At 68.1% G+C, this 20,307-nt stretch carries 14 protein-coding genes and 5 pseudogenes; 10 read left to right on the forward strand and 9 right to left on the reverse strand.

The features are described 5' to 3' along the window. Positions 1-44 precede the first annotated feature (44 nt). Positions 45-6,092: a DNRLRE domain-containing protein gene (locus ABZ267_RS07885; RefSeq protein WP_356750499.1), complete on the reverse strand. Its 6,048-nt coding sequence runs from the start codon at positions 6,090-6,092 to the stop codon at positions 45-47. Between the two features lie 374 nt (positions 6,093-6,466). Between ABZ267_RS07885 and ABZ267_RS07890 the strand changes: the two genes are divergently transcribed. Further along, positions 6,467-6,811 carry a hypothetical protein gene (locus tag ABZ267_RS07890; RefSeq protein ID WP_356750501.1) on the forward strand — a complete coding sequence of 115 codons (345 nt, stop codon included), beginning with the start codon at positions 6,467-6,469 and terminating at the stop codon, positions 6,809-6,811. A gap of 77 nt (positions 6,812-6,888) precedes the next feature. Here ABZ267_RS07890 and ABZ267_RS07895 read toward each other — a convergent pair whose 3' ends face one another. Further along, a complete protein-coding gene (locus tag ABZ267_RS07895; protein WP_356750503.1) occupies positions 6,889-7,023 on the reverse strand; it encodes a DUF5131 family protein in 135 nt (44 codons plus the stop codon). A gap of 15 nt (positions 7,024-7,038) precedes the next feature. On the opposite strand from ABZ267_RS07895, the pseudogene ABZ267_RS07900 reads away from it, so the two are divergent. From ABZ267_RS07900 to ABZ267_RS07915, 4 genes and pseudogenes are all read left to right on the forward strand, one after another. Beyond that, positions 7,039-7,379, forward strand: a pseudogene (locus ABZ267_RS07900) (arginine-ornithine antiporter); the annotation flags it as partial. 96 nt (positions 7,380-7,475) lie between these two features. After that, positions 7,476-8,447: pseudogene (locus tag ABZ267_RS07905) on the forward strand (arginine deiminase family protein); the annotation flags it as partial. Positions 8,448-8,565: 118 nt separating this feature from the next. Beyond that, positions 8,566-9,069 (forward strand): MarR family winged helix-turn-helix transcriptional regulator, encoded by a 504-nt coding sequence (locus ABZ267_RS07910; protein ID WP_356750505.1) that lies wholly within the window; start codon positions 8,566-8,568, stop codon positions 9,067-9,069. Positions 9,070-9,312: 243 nt separating this feature from the next. After that, positions 9,313-10,239 carry an IS701 family transposase gene (locus ABZ267_RS07915; protein ID WP_356750815.1) on the forward strand — a complete coding sequence of 309 codons (927 nt, stop codon included), beginning with the start codon at positions 9,313-9,315 and terminating at the stop codon, positions 10,237-10,239. 268 nt (positions 10,240-10,507) lie between these two features. Here the strand turns inward: ABZ267_RS07915 and ABZ267_RS07920 are convergent. From ABZ267_RS07920 to ABZ267_RS07935, 4 genes and pseudogenes are all read right to left on the reverse strand, one after another. Then, positions 10,508-10,648 (reverse strand): annotated as a pseudogene (locus ABZ267_RS07920) (IS5/IS1182 family transposase); the annotation flags it as partial. 284 nt (positions 10,649-10,932) lie between these two features. Then, a complete protein-coding gene (locus ABZ267_RS07925) occupies positions 10,933-11,217 on the reverse strand; it encodes a hypothetical protein (RefSeq protein ID WP_356750506.1) in 285 nt (94 codons plus the stop codon). A gap of 55 nt (positions 11,218-11,272) precedes the next feature. Beyond that, positions 11,273-11,482: a hypothetical protein gene (locus tag ABZ267_RS07930; protein WP_356750508.1), complete on the reverse strand. Its 210-nt coding sequence runs from the start codon at positions 11,480-11,482 to the stop codon at positions 11,273-11,275. Positions 11,483-11,587: 105 nt separating this feature from the next. After that, positions 11,588-11,748, reverse strand: a pseudogene (locus ABZ267_RS07935) (transposase family protein); the annotation flags it as partial. Positions 11,749-12,183: 435 nt separating this feature from the next. Between ABZ267_RS07935 and ABZ267_RS07940 the strand changes: the two are divergent. Then, positions 12,184-12,946, forward strand: a pseudogene (locus ABZ267_RS07940) (transposase). 342 nt (positions 12,947-13,288) lie between these two features. Here the strand turns inward: ABZ267_RS07940 and ABZ267_RS07945 are convergent. After that, on the reverse strand, positions 13,289-13,738 hold the full coding sequence (locus tag ABZ267_RS07945) for a spore-associated protein (protein WP_356750509.1): 450 nt from the start codon (positions 13,736-13,738) through the stop codon (positions 13,289-13,291). A gap of 379 nt (positions 13,739-14,117) precedes the next feature. On the opposite strand from ABZ267_RS07945, the gene ABZ267_RS07950 reads away from it, so the two are divergent. Beyond that, positions 14,118-14,414 carry a hypothetical protein gene (locus tag ABZ267_RS07950; RefSeq protein ID WP_356899710.1) on the forward strand — a complete coding sequence of 99 codons (297 nt, stop codon included), beginning with the start codon at positions 14,118-14,120 and terminating at the stop codon, positions 14,412-14,414. 92 nt (positions 14,415-14,506) lie between these two features. Next, on the forward strand, positions 14,507-14,680 hold the full coding sequence (locus ABZ267_RS07955; protein ID WP_356750513.1) for a hypothetical protein: 174 nt from the start codon (positions 14,507-14,509) through the stop codon (positions 14,678-14,680). 280 nt (positions 14,681-14,960) lie between these two features. On the opposite strand, the gene ABZ267_RS07960 is transcribed toward ABZ267_RS07955, so the two are convergent. Beyond that, positions 14,961-15,230 carry a GlsB/YeaQ/YmgE family stress response membrane protein gene (locus ABZ267_RS07960; RefSeq protein WP_356750515.1) on the reverse strand — a complete coding sequence of 90 codons (270 nt, stop codon included), beginning with the start codon at positions 15,228-15,230 and terminating at the stop codon, positions 14,961-14,963. A 152-nt stretch (positions 15,231-15,382) separates the two neighbouring features. Continuing rightward, positions 15,383-15,700 carry a MerR family transcriptional regulator gene (locus ABZ267_RS07965; protein WP_356750517.1) on the reverse strand — a complete coding sequence of 106 codons (318 nt, stop codon included), beginning with the start codon at positions 15,698-15,700 and terminating at the stop codon, positions 15,383-15,385. A gap of 1,029 nt (positions 15,701-16,729) precedes the next feature. On the opposite strand from ABZ267_RS07965, the gene ABZ267_RS07970 reads away from it, so the two are divergent. Together ABZ267_RS07970 and ABZ267_RS07975 are read left to right on the forward strand one after the other, a co-directional pair. Then, positions 16,730-17,053 carry an STAS domain-containing protein gene (locus ABZ267_RS07970; RefSeq protein ID WP_356750519.1) on the forward strand — a complete coding sequence of 108 codons (324 nt, stop codon included), beginning with the start codon at positions 16,730-16,732 and terminating at the stop codon, positions 17,051-17,053. Positions 17,054-18,260: 1,207 nt separating this feature from the next. Continuing rightward, the gene (locus tag ABZ267_RS07975) at positions 18,261-20,069 is read left to right on the forward strand and encodes a SpoIIE family protein phosphatase (RefSeq protein WP_356750521.1); all 1,809 of its coding nucleotides are present in this window, start codon (positions 18,261-18,263) and stop codon (positions 20,067-20,069) included. Positions 20,070-20,307: the final 238 nt, after the last annotated feature.

Here is a 20,307-nt window from a genome sequence, read left to right on the forward strand (position 1 = left end):
GCCCCCGGTCAACGCGCGGATCGTTGACCGGGGGCCATGGATGGCTAGGAGTACTTGCCTCCCCCGCCGAAGTTCTGGCCGATACTCCAGGCGTACTGACGTCCGCCTCGCGTCGCCTTACCCCAGGCGGAGAACATCACGGAGTCGCCGGCGTCGAGCCGACAGCTCCAGATGTAGCACTTGTACCAGCCGCGCCCCTTGGATTTGCTGTTCGAGTACCAGGCGCCATGGAACATGTAGCCACCCGGCTCGCCGTGGCCGTAGCGGTTGGACGTCACGTACTGCCCGCGGATGTGGATGTACCACTTGAAGCCGGCGTGGATCCACGCCTTGGCCCAGGACTTACGGAAACGGAAGTCCCAGTTGAGCGAGCAGCGGCCGGTGTTGCTCTCACAGATCCGGCGTATTCGGATACACACGTCCTGGCGGCACTTCTGCTGGACCCGCTCACGGAGGCGGCTGCCGTCGAGGTCCTCCTTGTTCTGCGGATCGGCACAGGCGTAGTCGTAGGCGTTGCAGCTGCCGCCATTCATCGGGTCCACGGACAGGAAACGTCCGGTCTGCGGGTTGTAGAGCCGCATGCCCATCAGGATGACGCCGGTGAGCGTCTCACTCGAACGCCGGTGTGACCCTACCCACTCATACCGGCCGGTGGCACCGGCCGTACGCGGGTTGCCGTATTCGTCCGTGTCGGAGGCGATGGGGGCAACCGCGGTATCGAGCGGGAGCCGGAGGGCGATGTCCCCGTGGATGTTGGACAGGTGCAGGACGACCTGACCGGCCGCGCCGGTGGTGGCGGCGAGACCCGTGGAGGCGGACCCGACGTTGCGGGTGACCTCGCCGGTACCGGAGTCCTCGGTGATCCAGCGTGGGCTGTCGCCGTCCGCTCCGTAGTGGTTCACCTTGGACTGTGTTCTGGTCCACGTGCCCGCGTTGTCCTGGTCGACCGTCCAGGAGCGGAACCGCCGTGCCGAGTCCAGAAGGAAGGTCTGGCGCCGGCCGTTCGCCGTCTGCTGGTGGACTAGGTCGTTGGCGTAGTAGCCGAAGGTGCCGTGGCCCGGGACGGATGTGGTGCGTCCGAGGCCGTCGTAGGCGTAGCCGGCGTCGACGAGACGGTCCGCGCTGTCGTAAGAGTGCGTCCTCGTCGTACCTCCGGTCGTCGGGCATGCCTCGCCCGGGTTACCGGCGGCGCTGACGACGGATGTGCGGTTGCTGCGCTTGTCGAAGGTGTACGTCCGCTTCGTGCAGAGGGTCTGCGCGGTGTCTTCGACCGACGTGAGCCGTCCTGCGGCGTCGTACCGGTAGGTCTGGTCGGACCAACCCGAGTGCGACGTGTTCTGGTGGTGGACCGACTTGGACACCGAATCGGCATAGACCAAGGTGCCGTCGCTGTCACGGGTGTAGGTCCGGCTGCTCGGGTTGCCCGACGGATCCACCGTCTCCCGGAGGGTGTAGCCACCGGGCAGCTTCTCCTGCACGACGGACCCGTCAGGCCCATACACGGCGCCGAAGGTGCCGGCCACGGAGTCCGTCACCGAGGTCGCGAGACCCCTCGGTTCGGCGGCGGTGTCGTAGGTGAACGTGACGGTGGAGGGAGCGGAGTCGGCCTCCTTGACCGTGCGTCCCACCAGGTCGTATTCGGTCCTGGTGGTGCCACCGTCCGCGTCGGTGTACGAGATCAGCCTGCCGAGCCTGTCGTAGGCGCGGCTGATCGTGCCGCCCGCCGCCGATGTCGTCTTCGCCACCCGGCCGGTCGCCGGGTCGTACTCGGTGCCCATGTCGGGCACCGCCTGGCCGAGGCCGCCGGTGACGCTCTCCTTGATCTGACGGCCCGCCGTGTCGTACGTGACCGTAGTGGTGCGGGTGACCCCGTTGGCCGTCTCGACGGCCTTGGCCGGGTTTCCCCACCGGTCGTACTCGGAGGTGGTGTCCACCAGCTGCGAGGGCTGGGAGCTTCCGCCGGTGATGGCGCCGGCCGGGCCGGACCAGCAGACGAGGTCCGCCCATTCGGGTCGGCCCTTGCACCAGCCGGTACCGTCCGCCGACCAGTACGCCGTGATCTTGGTCGCCGCGTCGTTCCCTGTGCCGCCCGGCAGGACGGCGGAGGTCGGACGCCCCTCGGCGTCGTAGTCCCAGCTACTGGTGATGTTCAGTCCACCGGAGTCCTGGATGGACAGCTTCCGCTGGCCCTTCACCCAGTCGTACTGCGTCTCCTGGACCCGCTTCTCGCCCATCACGGAGTCGTAGCCGCGGACCCGGGCACCGCTGATCTCCATCGTGACCCGGTCCCGGACGGTCGCCGAGCCGTCGGTGGGACGGCCCTCGTCGTACTCCTTCACGACCCATCCTCTGGCCGGGACCGAGGTGCCGGCGGCCACGAGGACCGTCGGACCGTCCTTCAGAGCCTCCGTCAGGTCGATCCGGTGGAGCGGCTCCCAGGCCTCCAGGTCTCTCAAGCCGTTGTCGCTGAAGACCGTTCGGCTGGAGAGCAGCTCCGCCCTCTCGGAGGAGCTGAGCGCGTTGATGCCCAGGTCTGCCTGGTCGTCCCGGTCCGCGGCTGTCAGTCCGAGGGCGATGCTGCGGTTGGCCGGCGTGAGCTCGCGGACGATGTTGCCGAACCGGTCGTATTCGGTGGTGGTGAGGTGGCCACCGGGCGCGGCCGAGTTGCTCTCCTGCCCCGAGGCGTTCAGGTATCGGATCGCGGCACGCCGGTACGACGCAGCGCTGAGCGAGGAGCCGGAGTAGGCCGCCGGCACGGCATCGGCGGGGAAGATCGCCGTGGCGTCCGTCGGCGGCTGTTGCTGCCCCCACGTCTTCGTCTGGGCGGCGCCCATCGGATAGGGAGCGCTCGAACCGGTCAGTGCGACGTCGTACACGATGCTCGCGGCAGCGGTGCCCTCGACCGTGGCGGCGGTGCCCTGCTTCAGGCCTGCCCGCTCCACCTTGAGCAGCATGCCCTCACCGGCTGTCGCGGCTTGGCCCGCCTTGCCGTGGACGAAGGTCCAGGGCAGTTCCCCGGGCGGGGTGAGAGTGGTGACCCGTCCCGCGCCGTCATAGCCGTACGCGGTCTTGAGCAGGGGTGTGACCCGTGGGTCCCAGGCCTCGCGCAGACGTCCGGCGGAGTCGTACGCGTAGGTCTGGACGGTCTGGGCCGTGGCGGCGGAGGCGCCGGGATCCGTCGCCCAGATCCGGATCTCCTTCACCTGCCCGCTGAAGTCACCGAGAGCGGTGGACGTGGCCGTGGTCGACGTGGCGTAGACGTATTCCAAGCTGCGGCACCCCTTCGTGGACGGAGTGGCCGAGCAGGTGGAGCCGTTCGCGGCCGAGGTCGCGCCGATGATCCGGTACGGCCGGGCGAGCTGCTTGCCCGCCACGGTCACGACCTGGGACACCACCGTCGAAGTGGAGTGCGCGAGGCCGTCCTGCTGTGTGGTGTCGACCTGCCAGGTGGCCACACCCGTCGGCTTGGTGAACGTCGTCACCGCACCGTCGGTGTCGGAGAGAGTGAAGGAACCGGTGACCTTGCCGCTGAGCGTCAGCGACTCGGAGCCCGGTTCAGGGATCCATCCGTTCTTCGCCGCGTTGGCGGTGAAGTGGGTCTCCTCACCGTCAGTGCCGATGACGGCGACCGCGGTGTCCGAGATGCGGCGGATATGCGCGTACGGGGTTTCCGCGTCGGCGAGCGCACCCGCGACCCATTCCTTGCCGAAGATCGGCGCCTGCCCCTCCTGCGCGGCGCCTTGGGCCGGGGTACGGGACGAGGCCGAACGCGTCACCTGGAGGTCGAAGACCGACACGTCGGAGGAGGCGAGCGAGTAGTCCCCGGTGAGCAGATTCAGCGTGCCCGGCCCGACCTGCTCGTCCGCCGCTCCGCTCGCGTCGCGGTCGACGGTCAGCGGAAGCGGCTCGGTCGCCCCCGTCGCCGCGTTGGGGCCGGTGAATTCGGCCCTGATCTGGACGCTGCCGTCAGGGTCGACGGTCTCGGTGGCGTTCCACACCAAGGGAGCGTTGCGGCCGTTGGTCAGAGGGACCGGCCACGCGGTCAGGGCCACTCCCCCTGCGGTGACGTGGGCCGCGGGAATCCTCACCCACGCATCGGCCTCGGCACGCCGCCAGGAGAAGGAGACCTGGTTGTATTTGCCTGCCTCGGCCTCGGCGACCAGGGGCAGGCGGCGGGCGGTGCGGTCACCGTCGGAGGGCTCGACGAATCCACCGGGACCGACGTGGAAGACGTACTCGGCCGGCTCGGACTTGTTGTCGGCCTTGTCGACCGTACGCACCTGGAGAGTCTGGGTCCCGTCCTCGGAGGGCTTGACCGTGATGTTCTTGACACCGGCGGCACCGCCGGTGACTACCTTGGTCCAGGTCGACCCGTCGAGCGACCATTCCAGCCACTGGTGATCGGAGCTGGGCGGAGTGACGGCGAAGGTACCGGCCTGGCCTGCGCCCTTGACCCAGGAGCCCGACGGGTAGTCCGTCGAGGCGATCTTCGTCGGAGCGGACGGGGCGCTGGTGTCGACGGTGAAGGTCTTCCAGGCGGACCAACCGACGTTGTAGTGGCTTCCGTCGTAGGGCGAGGTCCGGAACTTGTACGTCTTGCCGTGGGCCAGCACGCCTGCCGGCACGGTCACCGACGCCGCTTGGCCGGAGGGCCCGTACTTCGACACGATGACGTCGCCGACCTGCGTGTTAGTGGCGTTGTCGAAGATCTGGAAGGTGCCGTTGACCTTGTCACCGTCCGAGTCGACGAACGTGTCGCGCAGCGTCGGGGTGAGGGTGTTGACGGTGTAGGCACCGCTGTAGGAGAGGTAGGGCGGGCCGGCTTCCTGCTTGGTGCCGGTGCTCGGCCGGTAGTTGTAGTTCACCACCAGCTTCGGCGGGTTGGAGGCCGCGTTGGCGGAGTTGACCCGCTTCCACTGGGCGACGACGCTCTCGCTCGTGGCACGCAGCCCCATGTGACCGCGCGCGGCCTTGGCCGAAGCCCACTCCTGCGCGAGCGTCGTGACGTCGGCGTTGATCCACCCGTCGGGCTGGGCGGTGCACGAGGTGTTGCCGCGCGTCTCGGTGGAGGTGGCCTTCTTCGCCGTCATCGTCGGACGGTTCGTCCACCGGCTGGCCGTGGTGGCCGCGGGAGAGGACCAGACCTCCCACGGGTACGCCTTGCAGTCCACGTTGTTGCCGGAGTGGAAGTTCCACAGGGAGAGCTTCGCGTTCAGGATCAAGGCGTCCTGGATCGGCGCGGTGTTCCATGAGATGAAGGACTGTGCCGTGCGAGGGGTGCCGTCGGCGTTTGCCGTGCCCGGGTTGCCCAGGTCGAGTTCGACGTCGGTCGACCAGTCCCGCGTCTCACCCTGCTGGACGTAGGTGTCGAACACGTTGGCCAGGGAGGAGGTGGAAGGGTCCACCGTCACGGGGTACTTCGTCTCGGGGTCGGCGAGGAACTCCGCGTCAGGGGTCATGACCAGGTCCACGGACGAGCCCTTGGCCACGACCTTCATCGCGACCGGCACTCGCCTGGTGTGCTCACCGGACCGCTCGTCGACCGTGGAGTCCCACATCACCGGTGCGGGCATCACCGCCTGCTTCTTGTTCTTCCGGTCGGTGAACAGCACGCTGCCGTCGGCCTGGTGTTCGACCTTCAGGCCTCTGGCCTTGAGAGGAAGGGTGTAGGTGTAGCCGTCGGTGGCCGGGCGCTGCTTGATCTCGACGTACTGCTCGAACCCGGTACGCGTCGCCTCGACGACCACATCGGCACCGGGCACGGCGTTGACGTACTCGGCACGCGTCCCGTCCAGCTTCGGCTCGGGAAGACCGCCCTTCCACTGGAGGGTGATCTGTTCGTCACCCTCACCGAGCGTCACCAGGTCCGTTGCCTTGGACGCCTGCGCCGCCTTGAGGGAACTGGCCGGTCGGCCGGACCCACCCGCGATCTTCAGTCCGCGGGGGTGAGCAGCGGGCTCGACCGATCCGTCGGGGCGGGTGACGAGATCCAGATCGACGTCCGTCCAGTCACCGGTCGTCTCATCCTCGTACCGGGCGGGACCGGCCGTGAGCTCAGTGGTCAGCGACCCGTCCTTGTTCGCCCAGGTCATGGACGTCTCGCTGCGTTCGGACAACGCCTCCACGGGCTTGCCGGAAAGGCGTGCAGCGACTCGGGCGGACAGGATGTCCGCAGCTTGCGTGACAGCGGCCTTCTCCCGTGCCGAAGGAGCGGTGGTAGCAGCAGCGGCCGGGCGTGGGTCGTTGACCAAGGTGACCGAGAGAGCCAGCGTGAGCGCGCCCGTGATGAAGGGCAGGCTTCTGCCGGGCCAAGGCCGGCCGCGTCTCGGTCGCTTCGGTATGTGAACCGTCATCGTTCCTCGGTCTCTTGTCGTGTGCATTCACAGATGTGATGCACACGTGAAGATATAGCGGCGGCAAGGTTCAGAAATCGCGCAATTGCCTGTAAGGTTGATATTTCGAGCAAGTGGCTCTGGTGATCTACACCACTGGCGCGTCGACAAGTTCCGACGCTGGCTGCGACTTGATCGACTACCTGTTCTCCCTGGCCCCGGATCCGAAGGAAGTCGAGGCCCGTGCGCTGTCGGAGATCGCGGCCAACCGGGAGCGGCTGCTGATCCAGTCCCGGCGCCGGGTAAAGCTGGTCGACCACACGCTGGAGATCTTCGGGTCCTTCTACGGTCAGGTGACCGAGCCGGTGGCACGCCAGGCGGTCCGGCTCCTCCACGCGCAGGGCAAGACGCCCAGCAATGGCATCGGTGTGAAGCGGACCCGCGACATCACCGTTACCCCCGGCCCCGGCCTGGCCTGACAACCGAATGGCCGGGCCCCATCAGGGCCCGGCCACAGCGTTGCGCGTACGGGTCAGGCCGGGACGGGCAGCGGCATCTAGTCCCAGGTGCGGCCGTCCAGGAGGCGGCCGCCGGCCTTCGGGGTGCGCCCGCCCCACTGCTTGAAGAAGAACGCCACGTCAGCCGCCTGGCAGGTGTTGCGGATCTGGGTCACCCAGGCCTCGTCCGGCATCCGGTGGTTGGGTCCAGCCTCATCCCCTTCCTGCTGGCCGCCGCCTTCGCGGTACAGATCGCCTGGCGGCCCGGCCGCTCCGACGTAGTGGGGCGCAGTACCCGGCGCGAGCTGGTGATCGCCATAGTGGCCACGCTCTACACCGCGTTCCTGCTGTACGCGGCGGGGGCTGAAGTTCGTCCTCGTCTCCTTCATCCTCTACGCCCCGGCCACCTTCCTCTTCGCCAAGACCCGCAGGGAACAGGGGCGCAGGCTCTTCTCCCCCGGGCGAGGCCGTCATCTGCGGCGTCTCGGTCGCCGGCGCCGTCGCCGTCGCCGGGATCGTGGCGCTGGCCACGGGGTGGATCGAGCTCTGATCGCCCCCTCACGCCTAGACCGCCGTCGGCCCGTTCCTTCTGTCGCCGCCGCGCGACCCCGCACCCCTTCTGGCGTCACCGAGTGAAAGGCCCATCGTGAACAGCACCACCCCCGCTTCCGCCCTCGGCGTCCACTCCGAGGTGGGACGCCTGCGCAAGGTCCTGGTCTGCGCCCCCGGTATGGCTCACCGACGGCTGACCCCGACCAACTCGGGTGACCTGCTGTTCGACGACGTGATGTGGGTGGAGAACGCCCAGCGCGACCACGCCGACTTCATCGCCCAGCTCACCGGGCGCGGCGTGGAGGTCGTCGAACTGCACGAGCTGCTCGCCGCCACGGTGGCACTGCCCGATGCCCGGGCGTGGCTCCCGGACCGGAAGATCACCGCCAACGAAGTGGGCCTCGGCCTGGTCGACGACACCCGCGCCTTCCTGGAGACCCTGCCCCCGCAGCGCCTCGCGGAGTACCTGATCGGCGGGCTCGCCACCACCGACCTCCCCCAGGAGTTCCGCTCCGGGTACGTGGCGCTCGCCCGCGAGGGGGCCGGGGCGCGGCAGTACCTGATGCCGCCGCTGCCCAACACCCTCTACACCCGGGACACCACCTGCTGGCTCTACGGCGGAGTGACGCTGAACCCGCTCTACTGGCCCGCCCGGCATGATGAGACCCTGCTGATGAAGGCCATCTACACCTTCCACCCCGACTTCCGGAGCAGCACCGTCTGGTGGGGCGACCCCGAGAAGGACTGGGGCCAGGCCACGTTCGAGGGTGGGGACATCATGCCGGTCGGCAACGGCGTCGTCCTCATGAGCATGAGCGAACGGACCTCCCGTCAGGCCATCACGCAGGTCGCGGCCGCCCTGTTCGAGCAGGGGGCGGCCGAGCACGTGATCGTCGCCGGGATGCCGAAGCTGCGCTCGGCGATGCACCTGGACACGGTGTTCACCTTCGCGGACCGGGACATCGTCACGCTGTACCCCCGCATCATGGACGGCGTCCACACGTTCTCGCTGCGGCCCTCCGACCGGGCACCCGGGATCGAGATCACCGACGAGGGATCGACCCCCGGGTGCGGCATCCCTGAGGATGACGGTGGTCGGCGTTCCGACGCATATCCAGGACGAGTTGCAGTGAATGGCGCATTCCGGTGGTTCAGTGCGCCGGAGGGAATGTAGCGTCGCGATCATGGAATCGCTGATAGGCACCACTACTGACCAGGCGCCGGCGAACCCGGCCGCGACCGATGACATGCTGGCCACTCAGCCGATCGGCTACTGGAGCGGCTTGGCCCATGCGACCGTCGCGCGGCATCTGCGGGACGCGATGGCCAAGCTCGACGTCACGCAGCCGCAGTACTGGGTACTCAACCGCGTGAACGGCGGCCCTGCGGCGCCGAGCCGCGAGGAGGTCGTCGCGCAGCTGACGCACCTTGCCGACGGACCGTACGAGATCGCCAGGGTCGTCGACCAGTTGCTCCACCGCGAATGGCTGCGGACCGACGACGGGCAGCTCCTACACCTCACGGATGCCGGGGAGGCCGCCAGAGCGCGACTCCGTGAGCTGGCGACCGAGGTACGCGCCGTAGTCCACAACGGGATCAGCGACGAGGAGTACGTGGCCGCTCTCAAGGTGCTTCGAACGATGGTGGCCAATGTCGAGGGCGACGGGGCTTCGGGTAATTCGGTCTGATCTGGCGATCTCGCAACGGACCCGGCTGGGAGCGCGTGCGGCCACCACGTGATCATCGGGGGTTGTGTGGACTCCTGAAGATCGTGCGGTGGCCGCAGGCCATAGCGTGGACCCCGCCCGCCGGCGGGCGATGTTCGACCAGGTCATGGCTCGGATCGCGGGCCGGTTCGGGCGAGTTGAACCCCGGGCTACGGCCCGCGCCTACCTGCTCGGACTACTGTCGAGCGTCGAGCGGAAGAACTGCTGGCAACTGGCCGAACAGGCCGGCCATGCCCGCCTGGGTCGATGCAGCGCCTACTGCGCTACGCCCGCTGGGACGCCGATGCCGTCCGCGACGACCTGCGTGCCTACGCCGTCCAACACCTCGGCGCCGACGGGGTTCTCGTGGTCGACGAGACCGGCTTCCTGAAGAAGGGCCGGGCCTCGGCGGGAGTGCAGAGGCAGTACACCGGCACCGCAGGTCGCATCGAGAACGCCCAGGTCGTAGTGTTCCTCGCCCTGGCCACCGAGCGGGGAAGGGCCCTGATCGACCGTCGCCTCTACCTGCCCGAGCACTCCTGGTCCGATAATCCCGAACGCCGCACCGCAGCCGGCATACCCGAGACGGTGCAGTTCGCCACCAAGCCCCGTCTGGCACCGGAGATGATCGCCGCCGCGCTGGACGCCGGCATCACCGCCTCCTGGGTGACCGGTGACGAAGCCTACGGCCAGGACCCCCTACTCCGCGCCGCCCTGGAAACACGCGGCACCGGCTACGTGATGGCCGTCGCCTGCTCGATGCGGGTGAGGATCAACCACGGCCGCACGCCCATCCGCGCGGACACCATCGCCGGCCGCGTGCCCGCCACGGCCTGGCAGCGCCACAGCGCCGGAAACGGTGCGAAAGGCCCGCGGTACTACGACTGGGCCTGGATCCACATCGGCACCGACAGCCACCGGCACCTGCTCATCCGCCGCAACCGGTCCACCGGCGAACTCGCCTTCTACCTGTGCTGGTCACCCACCGAAGTGCCCCTGTCCGAACTGGTCCGGTCGCCGGTGTCCGCTGGAGCGTCGAGGAGTGCTTCCAGGCAGCCAAGGGCCAGGTCGGTCTCGACCATTACCAGGTCCGCGACTGGACCTCCTGGCACCGGCACATCACCTTCGCCATGCTTGCCCTGGCCTTCCTGACCGCCCTTGCCGCCGAAGCGGCCCCCGCACGGCCCGATGACGCATACCACCTCGCCCGCAGCCCCGATCCGATCACGCTGACCGTCCCGGAGATCCGACACCTACTCGTCGCCGTCTTCGAGCCACCAGCCGTGACCGTGACCAGACTGCTGCACTGTCCAACTGGCGTCGGCGCCACCAGGCAACAGCCCGACGCAGCCACTACCGACGACGAACCCGCTGGATAGATCACGAAACCGCACTGGAGTACTAGGCAGTTTCGGCTAGATCATCGGGCGGACCAGAGGAAGATGCCCGCGATGTGGAGTCCGGCCAGGTAGATGGTGGCGGTCTTCTCGTAGCGGGTGGCGATGCCTCGCCACTGTTTCAGGCGGTTGATGCACCGCTCGACGGTGTTGCGCTGCTTGTGGGCAGGTCAGAGAACTCTGGCACCGGACCGCCGACCTGCGCCGCCACGCCTACGGCACCACCCGGCCGATGTACCTGGAGGGGTGGCGGCCCCGGCCGGCCTGGGTCCGCATCATGGGCTGGCAGCCCCTCCACGAACCGAGCCTGCACGTCATCACCGGAGAACCCGCCACCTCCGCTCGCGGATCTGGCCGAGGCTCCGCCTGAGGCCAGAGACCCGCAACGCCGCAGCGGCTACCGGCCCTTGCGGGGCGGAGGGATCTTCGGCAGGAGTTGCGGCAGCCCTTACCGCAGGGCCTGCTGCCGCATCAGGTCCCAGGCTCGCTGCTGCTGGAAGCGGTGGATCCACACCGCACCGCCCACGGCCGCGACCGCGCCGAGCACGATGAGCGCCCCCCAGTTCACCAGGAGCCAGGAGACCATTGCCCAGAGCAGAGCGAGGCCGGCAGCGGCGCCGGCCGCGATCAGGAACAGCTGGGTGTCACGGCGCTGCTGCCGGCGCGAGCGACGCGTACGGGTCCGGCGGTAGGGCGGGGTGCGACAGCGTACGGGACGGCGCGTCGCAGGCATGCGGCGGGGCGGTGGACGGCGGTTCGCCATCGTCGGCAGCTCCGAAACGGGTGGTTCAGCGGGAGGAGTCGGTGACGCCGGCGGCGAGCTGGCCCAGGAACTCACCGATGCCCTGGCCCACCGGGGTCGGGGCGATGACCACGCCCAGGGCCAGCACAATGATCACGGTCAACTTCTCGTCGTTCCGGCTCCGCGATTCCGTACGGCGCCGCAGCCGGACGAACACGATCACCGCGAGCAGCAACCCCAGATTGATCGTCAGCACAACACCCCCAGGTCAACGCGTCAGGTCCGGCTCTCTGTGTACCGGCCCGCGCCCCGCCATGCTTGGCAGTCGCCGCACAATGACGCAAGTGAGCCTTTTCCAACCTCATGCTGATGTGTGATGAAGGACGAGGACGGCCTTCACGATGTCGGTGATCCGGTTTGTGCTGCAGCGGAGCTTGCGCAGGAGGCGCCAGCCCTTGAGAGTGCCATGGCCTGCTCGCCGAGGCAGCGGATCTTGGCGTGGCTGCTGTTATGTCGGCGCTTCCATCTCTTCAGGCAGCGGTCCGGACTGGCCCTCAGCAGAAGCTCTTGCTCGCCGATTCCGGGCGTCGCTCGCGACGACGCCCCGCCCGGGGTCCCCGTGCCGTCCGCGCAAGGGCGGGCCGTTCGGTCGAATCCCAGAGTGGACATAGCTGTCCTGCCCAGCAGAGTACGTCTAGCCTCTCTGCAGGGACACCTCTCTGCGTTCGTTCTGGAACGTCTGCGCTGAAGATTCGATCGCGAATACGCTCGCTCGTAGACCGCACCAACATGGAGTGTGTGCAGTAGGGCCGGTGCCTTACAGGCTTGGTCCTGGGATGGAGTGCGACCGGCCTGCGGCAGCCCCGGCAGTCAACGCGACTGCCGGGGTCGGCCATCAATGAGGCCAGCACGGCGCGCACCAGAGCGGCAGGAGGCGGTGAAGGCCATGGAGGCTGACTGCTCGCTCCCGCCCTCAGCCGCTTGGCGCCGGACGAGTCGTGGGTGCTGTTCAGGCGGGTGGTGCCTCCAACGGTGGTGATACGCCCACAGGGTGGTGGCCCACGTCGGGCGGGTGACCGCGAAGTCTCGGCGGCAATCATCTTCGTGGCGACGTCGGGCTGCAGGTGGAGGTAGCTGCCGCCGGTCTTGGGCCCCGCCTGGCCCACGGTCTACCGCAGGTTTGCCCAGTTAACCAAGACCTGGTCTGGGCGAGGCTCTACCGCGTGATCCTTCACGAACTCGGAGCGTGGGGAGAGCCGGACTGGTCGCGGTGCGCGATCGGCATGGCCAGTCTGCGGGCGGCCACGAAGATCCACCTGATCTATGACCGCTGCCGCATCTCCGGTGCGAACATGCACGACAGCCAGAGCCTGGAGCCGCTCGTGGGCGGCATCCCGCCATCCGCTCTCGTCGCGGCCCCGGCGCCGACAGCAGGAGAAGCTGCACACGGATAAGGGCTACGACTACGACCACCTGCGCGACGGCTACGCAAGCGAGGCATCCCCCACCGCATCGGACGCAAGGCCATCGAGTCCTAGCAACGGCTGATCCAACATCGCAGGTGGTCGAGCGAACGATGTCCTGGCTGGCCGGCTGCGGGAGACTCCACGGCCGGTACGAGCGCAAGGCCGAACACTTCCTCGCCTTCGTCGCTATAACCGCAACCCTCATCTGCCACCGCCGTCTCAGCCGGGTGGCAGTGCCTCAGCCGCCGTGGTAAGGCATAAAACTGTCCGCTCCCAACACGGGCTCGGCCCATGCGGCGTGAGCGAAAATCGGGCGCTGCGACATCCGGCCGCCCGCATCATCGACCAGCGTCGTCCTGACTCGGGGTCTAAGACCGGTAACGCAGACCTTCCACCTCTACAGCGCCGCAGTCACCCACCGTGTTGACATGGAGGCCGCCGGAGGCCGCCCCGCGCGGCGCGGGCCCGGCAGACCTTCCTGCCGGACCCGCGGCTGACCACGAGACGGGACGGCTCCCCCGTTGCGACTCAGTGAGCAGCGCACCCGTACCGGTGTGCGTGTGCGAGAGAGAACGTGCTGAGAACGGCGAGAGGGATCAGCGGATCTCGGTGGTGCGCTGCTCCTTCAGCGAGGCGCAGTTGGAGTTGTCCACCGACACGTACACATTGGCAATGCTGCCGCCCCAGCTCACGCAGTAGCCTTTGCCGTACACGTAGCCCGGGCCCGCGTACGACGTGAAGTTGCCGTCGTCCCCGGCCCAGTCGTCGGTCGCGGGGACATAGATGTACGTGGACATGGGCTTGGCCGAGCCCGGGTTGGTACGGATGGTCGCGACGCAGTTCTTGCCGTTGGCCGAGTTGTACGTCAGGTACACGGTGCCCAGCGAGCCGACAGGTACCGAGTTTACGGTCTTGTAGGCACTGCCGCAGACACCCTGCGGTGTGACGTTCGGCGCGGCGGAAGCGGTCGCGCCGAACGCTACCGTGCCGCCGACCGCCAGCGCGGTGGCTGCTCCGACAGCCGCGACATTACGAATGATTCTCATATTTCCCCCTTGTGCACCTGAGAGCTGTTTGCTCCCACTTGATGTGACCGTCGAACGGTACGGATGGTTGCACTGAGGTCTCCCGCGTTGTTCGGGGGGTGTTGATCAACTGGTCAGGCGAGTTGAGAGGGGTTCAGGTTCGCTTGTTCGGTCACCAGAGCACACCGGGAGCCGGATGCAGTCACGTGTGGGGCAGTGGTTTGAGGTACTCACCTGCCTGGATCAGTCACCAAGGGCTGAAGAACAGGTGTGTTGTCCTGATGAGGCCTTCGGGGCTGGCACGCGAGGTGGAGTGGGCAGTCGTGGACTGCCCGCCCAGAGACGTGCCCCTGCGGCTGTGCCGTGTCCTGGCCCGGGGTTGCCGGCTGACGCGGTGACGATGTCGCTGCTCACCGATACCCTCGCCCGGCAGAGGCTGTGCGCGCCGAACCAGATGGCCACCGACCTCGAAGAAGTCCAGTTCATCGTCCAGCAAGGCCCCCGCATCGTCGGCGCCGAAGCCGGCGAGGAAACACATCTGACCGCCTGGGGTGCCGGGGCACGCCAATGGCCGCTGTTCACTGTCGGCTTCCGCGAAAAGCACCCCGACGCCCAGGCCGTGCACGCCTTCGCGCTCTGGTTCAGCGACTCATACTCGGCGCGGTCGACATCGCCACCCGAACCCCCGGCGGACTGACCGGCCGAGCAAGTCGCCGCAGCCGTCGACGCCGTCGCACAGGCTCTGCTGCCCGCGCAGCATCTACTCCTGGAGAAGGACGAGCACCCGCCGTGAGAGCCGGCCGATGGGTGGGCGCGCACTGGGCTTGCACCCTCCGCGCCATCGGCGTCGTCGCCGTGAAGGAGGAACTGAACACAGATGACGCCTTGGCCCTCGTGCGCACCCAGGCCTTCGCGACCGGGCGCACCCTGGCCGAACTCACCGACGACTTCCTGCGTACCTGACCACCACACCGGCCCACGACCGGCTGGGAACCCAGGGGCCGGCTATCGGTGCCCCCGAAGGCAACACCGGTGGGCGGCGTCTCGGTCGGGGCGGTGTCCCCTCTCCTCGATGCCAACTCCCTGCCCGGTCGTGCTCCGGGGGCATGGGGCGGGGAGGCGCTGCGGCCCTTTGCCGCTCCACCTGGCCGTCCAGGCAGCCGCGACCGTACAAGAACGGCTCCGCCCTTGGAGGGAGGAGCCGTTCCTGCGCACGTGTGTGCTAATGAGCCGAGGAGGGTGGTCAGGCGTGTCGCCGGTTGCCCGTGATCACCCGGTAGAGGGCCAGCAGGATCATGGAGCCGATGATGGCGGCGATCCAGGTGGAGATCTCGAAGAAGCCGTCGATGGAGTCGATGCCGAAGATGACCTTGCCGAGCCATCCGCCGAGCAGGCCGCCCGCGATCCCGATGAGGATCGTGACGATGATGCCGCCCGGGTCCTTGCCCGGCATCAGGACCTTGGCGATGATCCCCGCGAACAGCCCGATCAAAATCCACGCGATGATGCCCATGAAGTACTCCTGCCAGCGAAGATAAAGTTTGCGTTAACGCCTCGTCTGTTCCATTACAGCCCTTCCAAACCTGACCGGACCAGCCGACGCGTCCGGCAGGGGCGGGAGCCCGCGTATAGCTTGTGGGCTCACGACGCCTCAGAGCGCTGGGATCAGTGGTCCGTGGTGCGGTGGTGTTCGGCGTTGATGCGCTGGGCTTCTTCGAGCTGGTCCTCGAGGATCACGATGCGGCAGGCTGCGTCGATGGGGGTGCCGCCGTCGACGAGCTCGCGGGCGCGAGCGGCGATGCGGAGCTGGTAGCGGGAGTAGCGGCGGTGGCCGCCGGGACTGCGGAGCGGGGTGATGAGGCGGGCCTCGCCGATCGCGCGGAGGAAGCCCTGCGTGGTGCCGAGCATCTCGGCAGCCCGGCCCATCGTGTAGGCGGGGTAGTCGTCGTCATCGAGACGGCCGAACGAGTCGTTTGCTGTCACTTGCACCTCACTACGGGATGGAGCCACGGGGCCGAAATGGTCTACAGGGGACTGGTGGGGTGGGGGAACACGCTGGAGGGGCCCCGGCGCCTATGGCACCGGGGCCCCGAAGGAACTGCTACACCATCGGCCGGCCTTGATCGGCTGTGCCGGCCTTTTTTGTTCCGCGTGCCTGCCCGGGAGAGGCCGGGGGTTGCGGGGATCGCGGTTGCTTGACCGGAGACCACCTCACTTACGATGTCCTGCGGTACCCGGGCCCACACGTTCCGCCCGGGCGATCCTGATGGCGCCCAACTCCTCCGTTTCTTACCCTCTGAAACACTTACCGGTACTGCTTCACTGCGTACTACTGGGTGGTGCGTACTGCTCGGTGGACTGACAGTCCCACCGCTCCGGCAGCCAGCCCCGTCGCCCATCCTGCTACTGCTCTGGCTTAGAACCCCACTGCCGAACTTCCCGGTGCGCACGCCCACAGCCAGAGGCCTTCACCGAGGTACCGCTCTTGATGCTGCAGCTGTGTGATGCCACTGCATGTACTGCGGTACAGCCTCACGGCAGCCCCTGCTTACTACGAGCCGCCCAGTCCGGGGCCAGTCCCGTCGCCATCCTGTAACTGCTCTGGCTTCGGAACTCCACCACCGAACCGTCCAACATTCTTACTGCTCCCGGCAGTTCATCTCTGCCGGGCCCTGCTGTCCTCTGAGCTACAAGAGCAATCATAACCACACCACACCCCAATGTCTACTCCGACGAGGATAGGTTTTCTGCGTGGCGCGTGGAGAGGTAAGCGGATTCACGCGGCACAGAGGGGAGAAGTCCAGGTCCAGGCAGCAACAGAGGAAGGTCCTGGGGCAAGACGACCGCGCAGGCCCCAGGTGACACGGATGTCCGTGTCCGCCCGGCCGCACGGCTGGTCGCGGTGGGGTACTTTCACCTCCCGGCCCCGGTGGTCATCTCTACGTGCAGGCGTAAGGCCGACCATGTGCTTCGGCCTTACGCCGGGAGGCTTCTTGGCGGCATACTTGCTCCATGAAGCCTCCTGCCGGCCCTGGGCACACTGGTGCCGGGCTCCTGCCCGTAATCGCGCCCCAAGGCGAGTTCGACTACGGCACAGTGCCCTGGCTGCAGGAACAGATCGACACCGCGGTCGACGAACACGGCGGGGTGATCCTGGACGCCGGAGGCATCACGTTCATCGACTCCACCGTGCTCACACTGATTTTGATGACCCACCAGCGCAGCCACCTGCGTATAGCCAACCTCTCCCCCAGGCTGATCCACCTCTTCGACGTCTACGGCATCGACCACGTCCTGAACATTTATCCGACCGTGAACAACGCCCGTCCCGCCTGACACTCGCCCCGAACCCTCACCGCAGTTCAACCCACCGGGCCAAGATCGAGACTCGGGACACTCGCGGCGTCGGTCACGGCGACGATGATAGACCGGCTGGTGGGGCGGTGCCTGGCCAACGCCCGGAAGAAGAACGGGCTCGGCGAGGACCCGGACCGGGCGCAGCAACGTGGGCGTACTTGCGGCGATCGACCCGGGCTGGAACCCCGCGTGGCCGGTGGACCAGTAGCGGTAAACGACTCATAAACCGGAACCTAGCAAGCCTGTGCCCGGGCTGCTCAGACTCCTGCCAGGGGCTTGTAGAGACGGCTGTCCGGGACGTGTGCAGGCTTGGCATAATCCCCTGGCATGACGACTCATGACCCTGCGCAGGACGGCTCCGACCCGGGCCGGTGCTCTCTCCGGTCGGGGAGTTCGACATGGAGAGCGTCACGCCGCTGCTCGCTCAGATCGAGACGGTGATCGCCGTACACGGCCGGGACATCCTGGACGCCAGTGGCGTTACGTTCGCCGACTCGTCCTTCCTCAGGATGATCCTCGGCGTCCACCAGCGCACCGACCTCCGGATCGTCGCCCCTCCGACCGGGTGGCCCGGCTGTTCGACCTCGCCGGCGTCGACACCTACCTGCGGATCTACCCCAACCTCGACACCGCCCGCCTCAGCTGACCACCCCCACCCACGAGAACCAGCTCCCGCACACCCGGGCCGAGGCCGCAAGCCCCGACCGCGCCAGCCTGGGTTTGGATAACCGCCACCATCACCACCACACCCACCCCAGGCATCCCCCGCTCCGGAGCAGGAGAAGGCAGCACTTCTGACCCAAGTGGGATCCCGTCGCCACCCCAACTACACGCCTGCCTGGGCTGTTCTCCGGGATCCCTGGACGCCGCAGTGCCGCGTCCCTGCCTCGCCTTCACCGGTGGGAGCTCCTCGAAGCCCCGGCGCGTCGCCGATGCAAGGGAAAGCAGGGCACCTCGGTCGTAGGGTTCAGATCGTTCCAAGCCGCAGTCAGCGTCGCCGCTGACGGTGGTGTCCGCGTGGTCCAGCCGGGGCGGTCAAGGCAGGAATGCACTGCTCAACAGGAACGGGCGCCAGGGCTCCGTCCCTGAACAGGTGATCCACATCAGGGGTACCCGGAGGTGCCGCAGCCGCTTCCGGTGCACACTGGGCACCAAGAGGCGTCGAGTCCTGTTTGGAGGGGCAAAAGTGAACGCCGGCAGTGGTAGACGGCGCCTGCCCAGCCGGGGCTCCGCCGGGCGGCCCTCGGTCAGCGCGAACGTGCGGTTCCGGCGGAGCAGAGGCGTCCTGCCGCCGGACCGCTTCTCCACCCGCAGCCGTCTTGCCTGGCTGAATTCCGCCAGCTCCCGCCTCGGCACGAGCCTGGACCTGGAGCGCACCGCACAAGAACTCGCCGAGTTCACCGTGCCCCGTTTCGCCGACGGGGCCGCCGTGGACATCCTCGATAGCGTCCTGCGGGGTGACGAGGGCTCCAGGAAGACCGAAATAGGCATCCCACAGATGCGCGCCACGGCGCTGTGCGCGATCGAGGAACTCTCCAACCTGGAGCCGACCCCGGTGGGGGAGATCTTCGTGCACGCCAAGGAGCCGCACGAGACACTGCTCCACCGGTACGTCCTCCGGCAGGGCAAGCCCGTGTTGCTGAGCAGGGTGCGCGACGACGACTTCATCCGCGTCGCGCCCACCGCGAGCGCCGCCGCGCAGTTGCGTGCCGCCGGCGTGCACAGTTACCTGGCCGTGCCCCTGATCGCCCGTGGGCTGCTGCTCGGCAGCGTCGACTTCGTGCGCGGTCGTGGAACCCCACCGTTCTCCACCACCGACCTGGCACTGGCGGAGCAGCTCGCCTCCAAGGCGGCGGTCTTCATCGACAACGCGCGACTGTACGGGCGGGAGCGCGAGCACGTCGTCTCGTTGCAGCGCTCCTTGCTGCCGCGCGTCACCCCGGCGACGCCGGGCCTACTGGTGCACTCCGAGTACGCGCCCGCGGCGGCGCATCACGGCGTGGGCGGGGACTGGTACGACGTGATGGCCCTGCCCGGCGGACGGACGGCTCTGATGGTGGGCGACGTGATGGGGCACGGGCTGCCCGCCGCTGCGACCATGGGGCGCCTGCGGACGGTGGCCCGCACACTGATGACCCTGGACATGGCTCCCGAGCGGATCCTCGCGCGGCTCGACCTGGCCACCCGCGACCTGGAGGACGAGCAGGTCTCCACCTGCCTGTGCGCGGTCTACGACCCCGCCGATTCCTCCTACACGCTGGTGAGCGCCGGGCACCTGCCTCCGCTGCTTCTTGACGGGCAGGGCGCCGCCGACTTCGTCCCGGTGCCGACCGGCGCGCCGCTGGGGGCGGGCGTGATCCCGTACGACCCCCTGCGGCTGCGCGTCCCGGACGGCGCCCACCTGGTCATGTTCACGGACGGCCTGATCAAGTCCCGGGACGCGGACGTTGGCGCCCAGCTGGACCGGCTGCGTGCGGCGGCGCTGAGCCTGCCGCCCGGATCGTTGAAGAAGGGCGGTCTGGTGCAGCGCGCCCCGGCTGGCGCGACCCGGTTCGACGAGGCAGTACTCCTCGTCACCACAAGCGCCGCACTCCCGGCGGGGGACCTGTGGGTTTGGGATCTGCCGCAGGACGGCCGAGCCGCCTCGGCCGCCCGTGGTCTCGTCACCAGCCAGCTCGCCGCATGGGGCCTCGAGGAACTCGTCGACGTCTCCGAGCTCGTCGTCTCCGAACTGGTCGGCAACGCACTGCGCTACGGGAACGGCCCCGGCAAGCTGCGGCTGCTGCGCGGGGAACGCCTCGTCGTGGAGGTGTCGGACACCGGCCCCGACCTGCCCCAGATCCAGCACGCGGGCCTCAGCGACGAGGGCGGACGGGGCCTTCAACTCATCAACATGCTGTGCCGCCGCTGGGGTTCGTCCCGCACGGTCACCGGCAAGGTCGTCTGGGCGGAACAGAACATGCCGTCATCGGTCTCAGCTGAGCGCCAGACCTAGTGAGATGCGGCCGCAAAGTGCTGTGACCCGGGGTAGCCGGCGGCCCCACCCTGTATGCCTCGGTCAGGGTGACTCGCCGAACGGTCCCGAGCCGAGTGATGGTCAGGTTCGGGCCGGGCAGGCCAGCCTGAGCGCGGACGCCGAGCGGACAGTGCTCAGGCTCGGACCTGCTCGTAGGTCAGCAGCATCCGCTCCGTCCGGATCCAGCAGCCCGTCCGAGCCACCCTGTCACGCTCGA

This window comes from Streptomyces sp. NPDC006174 (genome assembly GCF_040614075.1).
GTDB lineage: Bacteria > Actinomycetota > Actinomycetes > Streptomycetales > Streptomycetaceae > Streptomyces.

What these genes read in the sequence shown, in the direction of transcription:
- ABZ267_RS07910 (WP_356750505.1), top strand. Translation starts at nt 8,566, where the DNA reads ATGGAATCGCTGATAGGCACCACTACTGACCAGGCGCCGGCGAACCCG.
- ABZ267_RS07950 (WP_356899710.1), top strand. Translation starts at nt 14,118, where the DNA reads ATGTCGCTGCTCACCGATACCCTCGCCCGGCAGAGGCTGTGCGCGCCG.
- ABZ267_RS07945 (WP_356750509.1), bottom strand. Translation starts at nt 13,738, where the DNA reads ATGAGAATCATTCGTAATGTCGCGGCTGTCGGAGCAGCCACCGCGCTG.
- ABZ267_RS07970 (WP_356750519.1), top strand. Translation starts at nt 16,730, where the DNA reads ATGAAGCCTCCTGCCGGCCCTGGGCACACTGGTGCCGGGCTCCTGCCC.
- ABZ267_RS07960 (WP_356750515.1), bottom strand. Translation starts at nt 15,230, where the DNA reads ATGGGCATCATCGCGTGGATTTTGATCGGGCTGTTCGCGGGGATCATC.
- ABZ267_RS07885 (WP_356750499.1), bottom strand. Translation starts at nt 6,092, where the DNA reads ATGACCTGGGCGAACAAGGACGGGTCGCTGACCACTGAGCTCACGGCC.
- ABZ267_RS07925 (WP_356750506.1), bottom strand. Translation starts at nt 11,217, where the DNA reads ATGCCTGCGACGCGCCGTCCCGTACGCTGTCGCACCCCGCCCTACCGC.
- ABZ267_RS07895 (WP_356750503.1), bottom strand. Translation starts at nt 7,023, where the DNA reads ATGCCGGACGAGGCCTGGGTGACCCAGATCCGCAACACCTGCCAGGCG.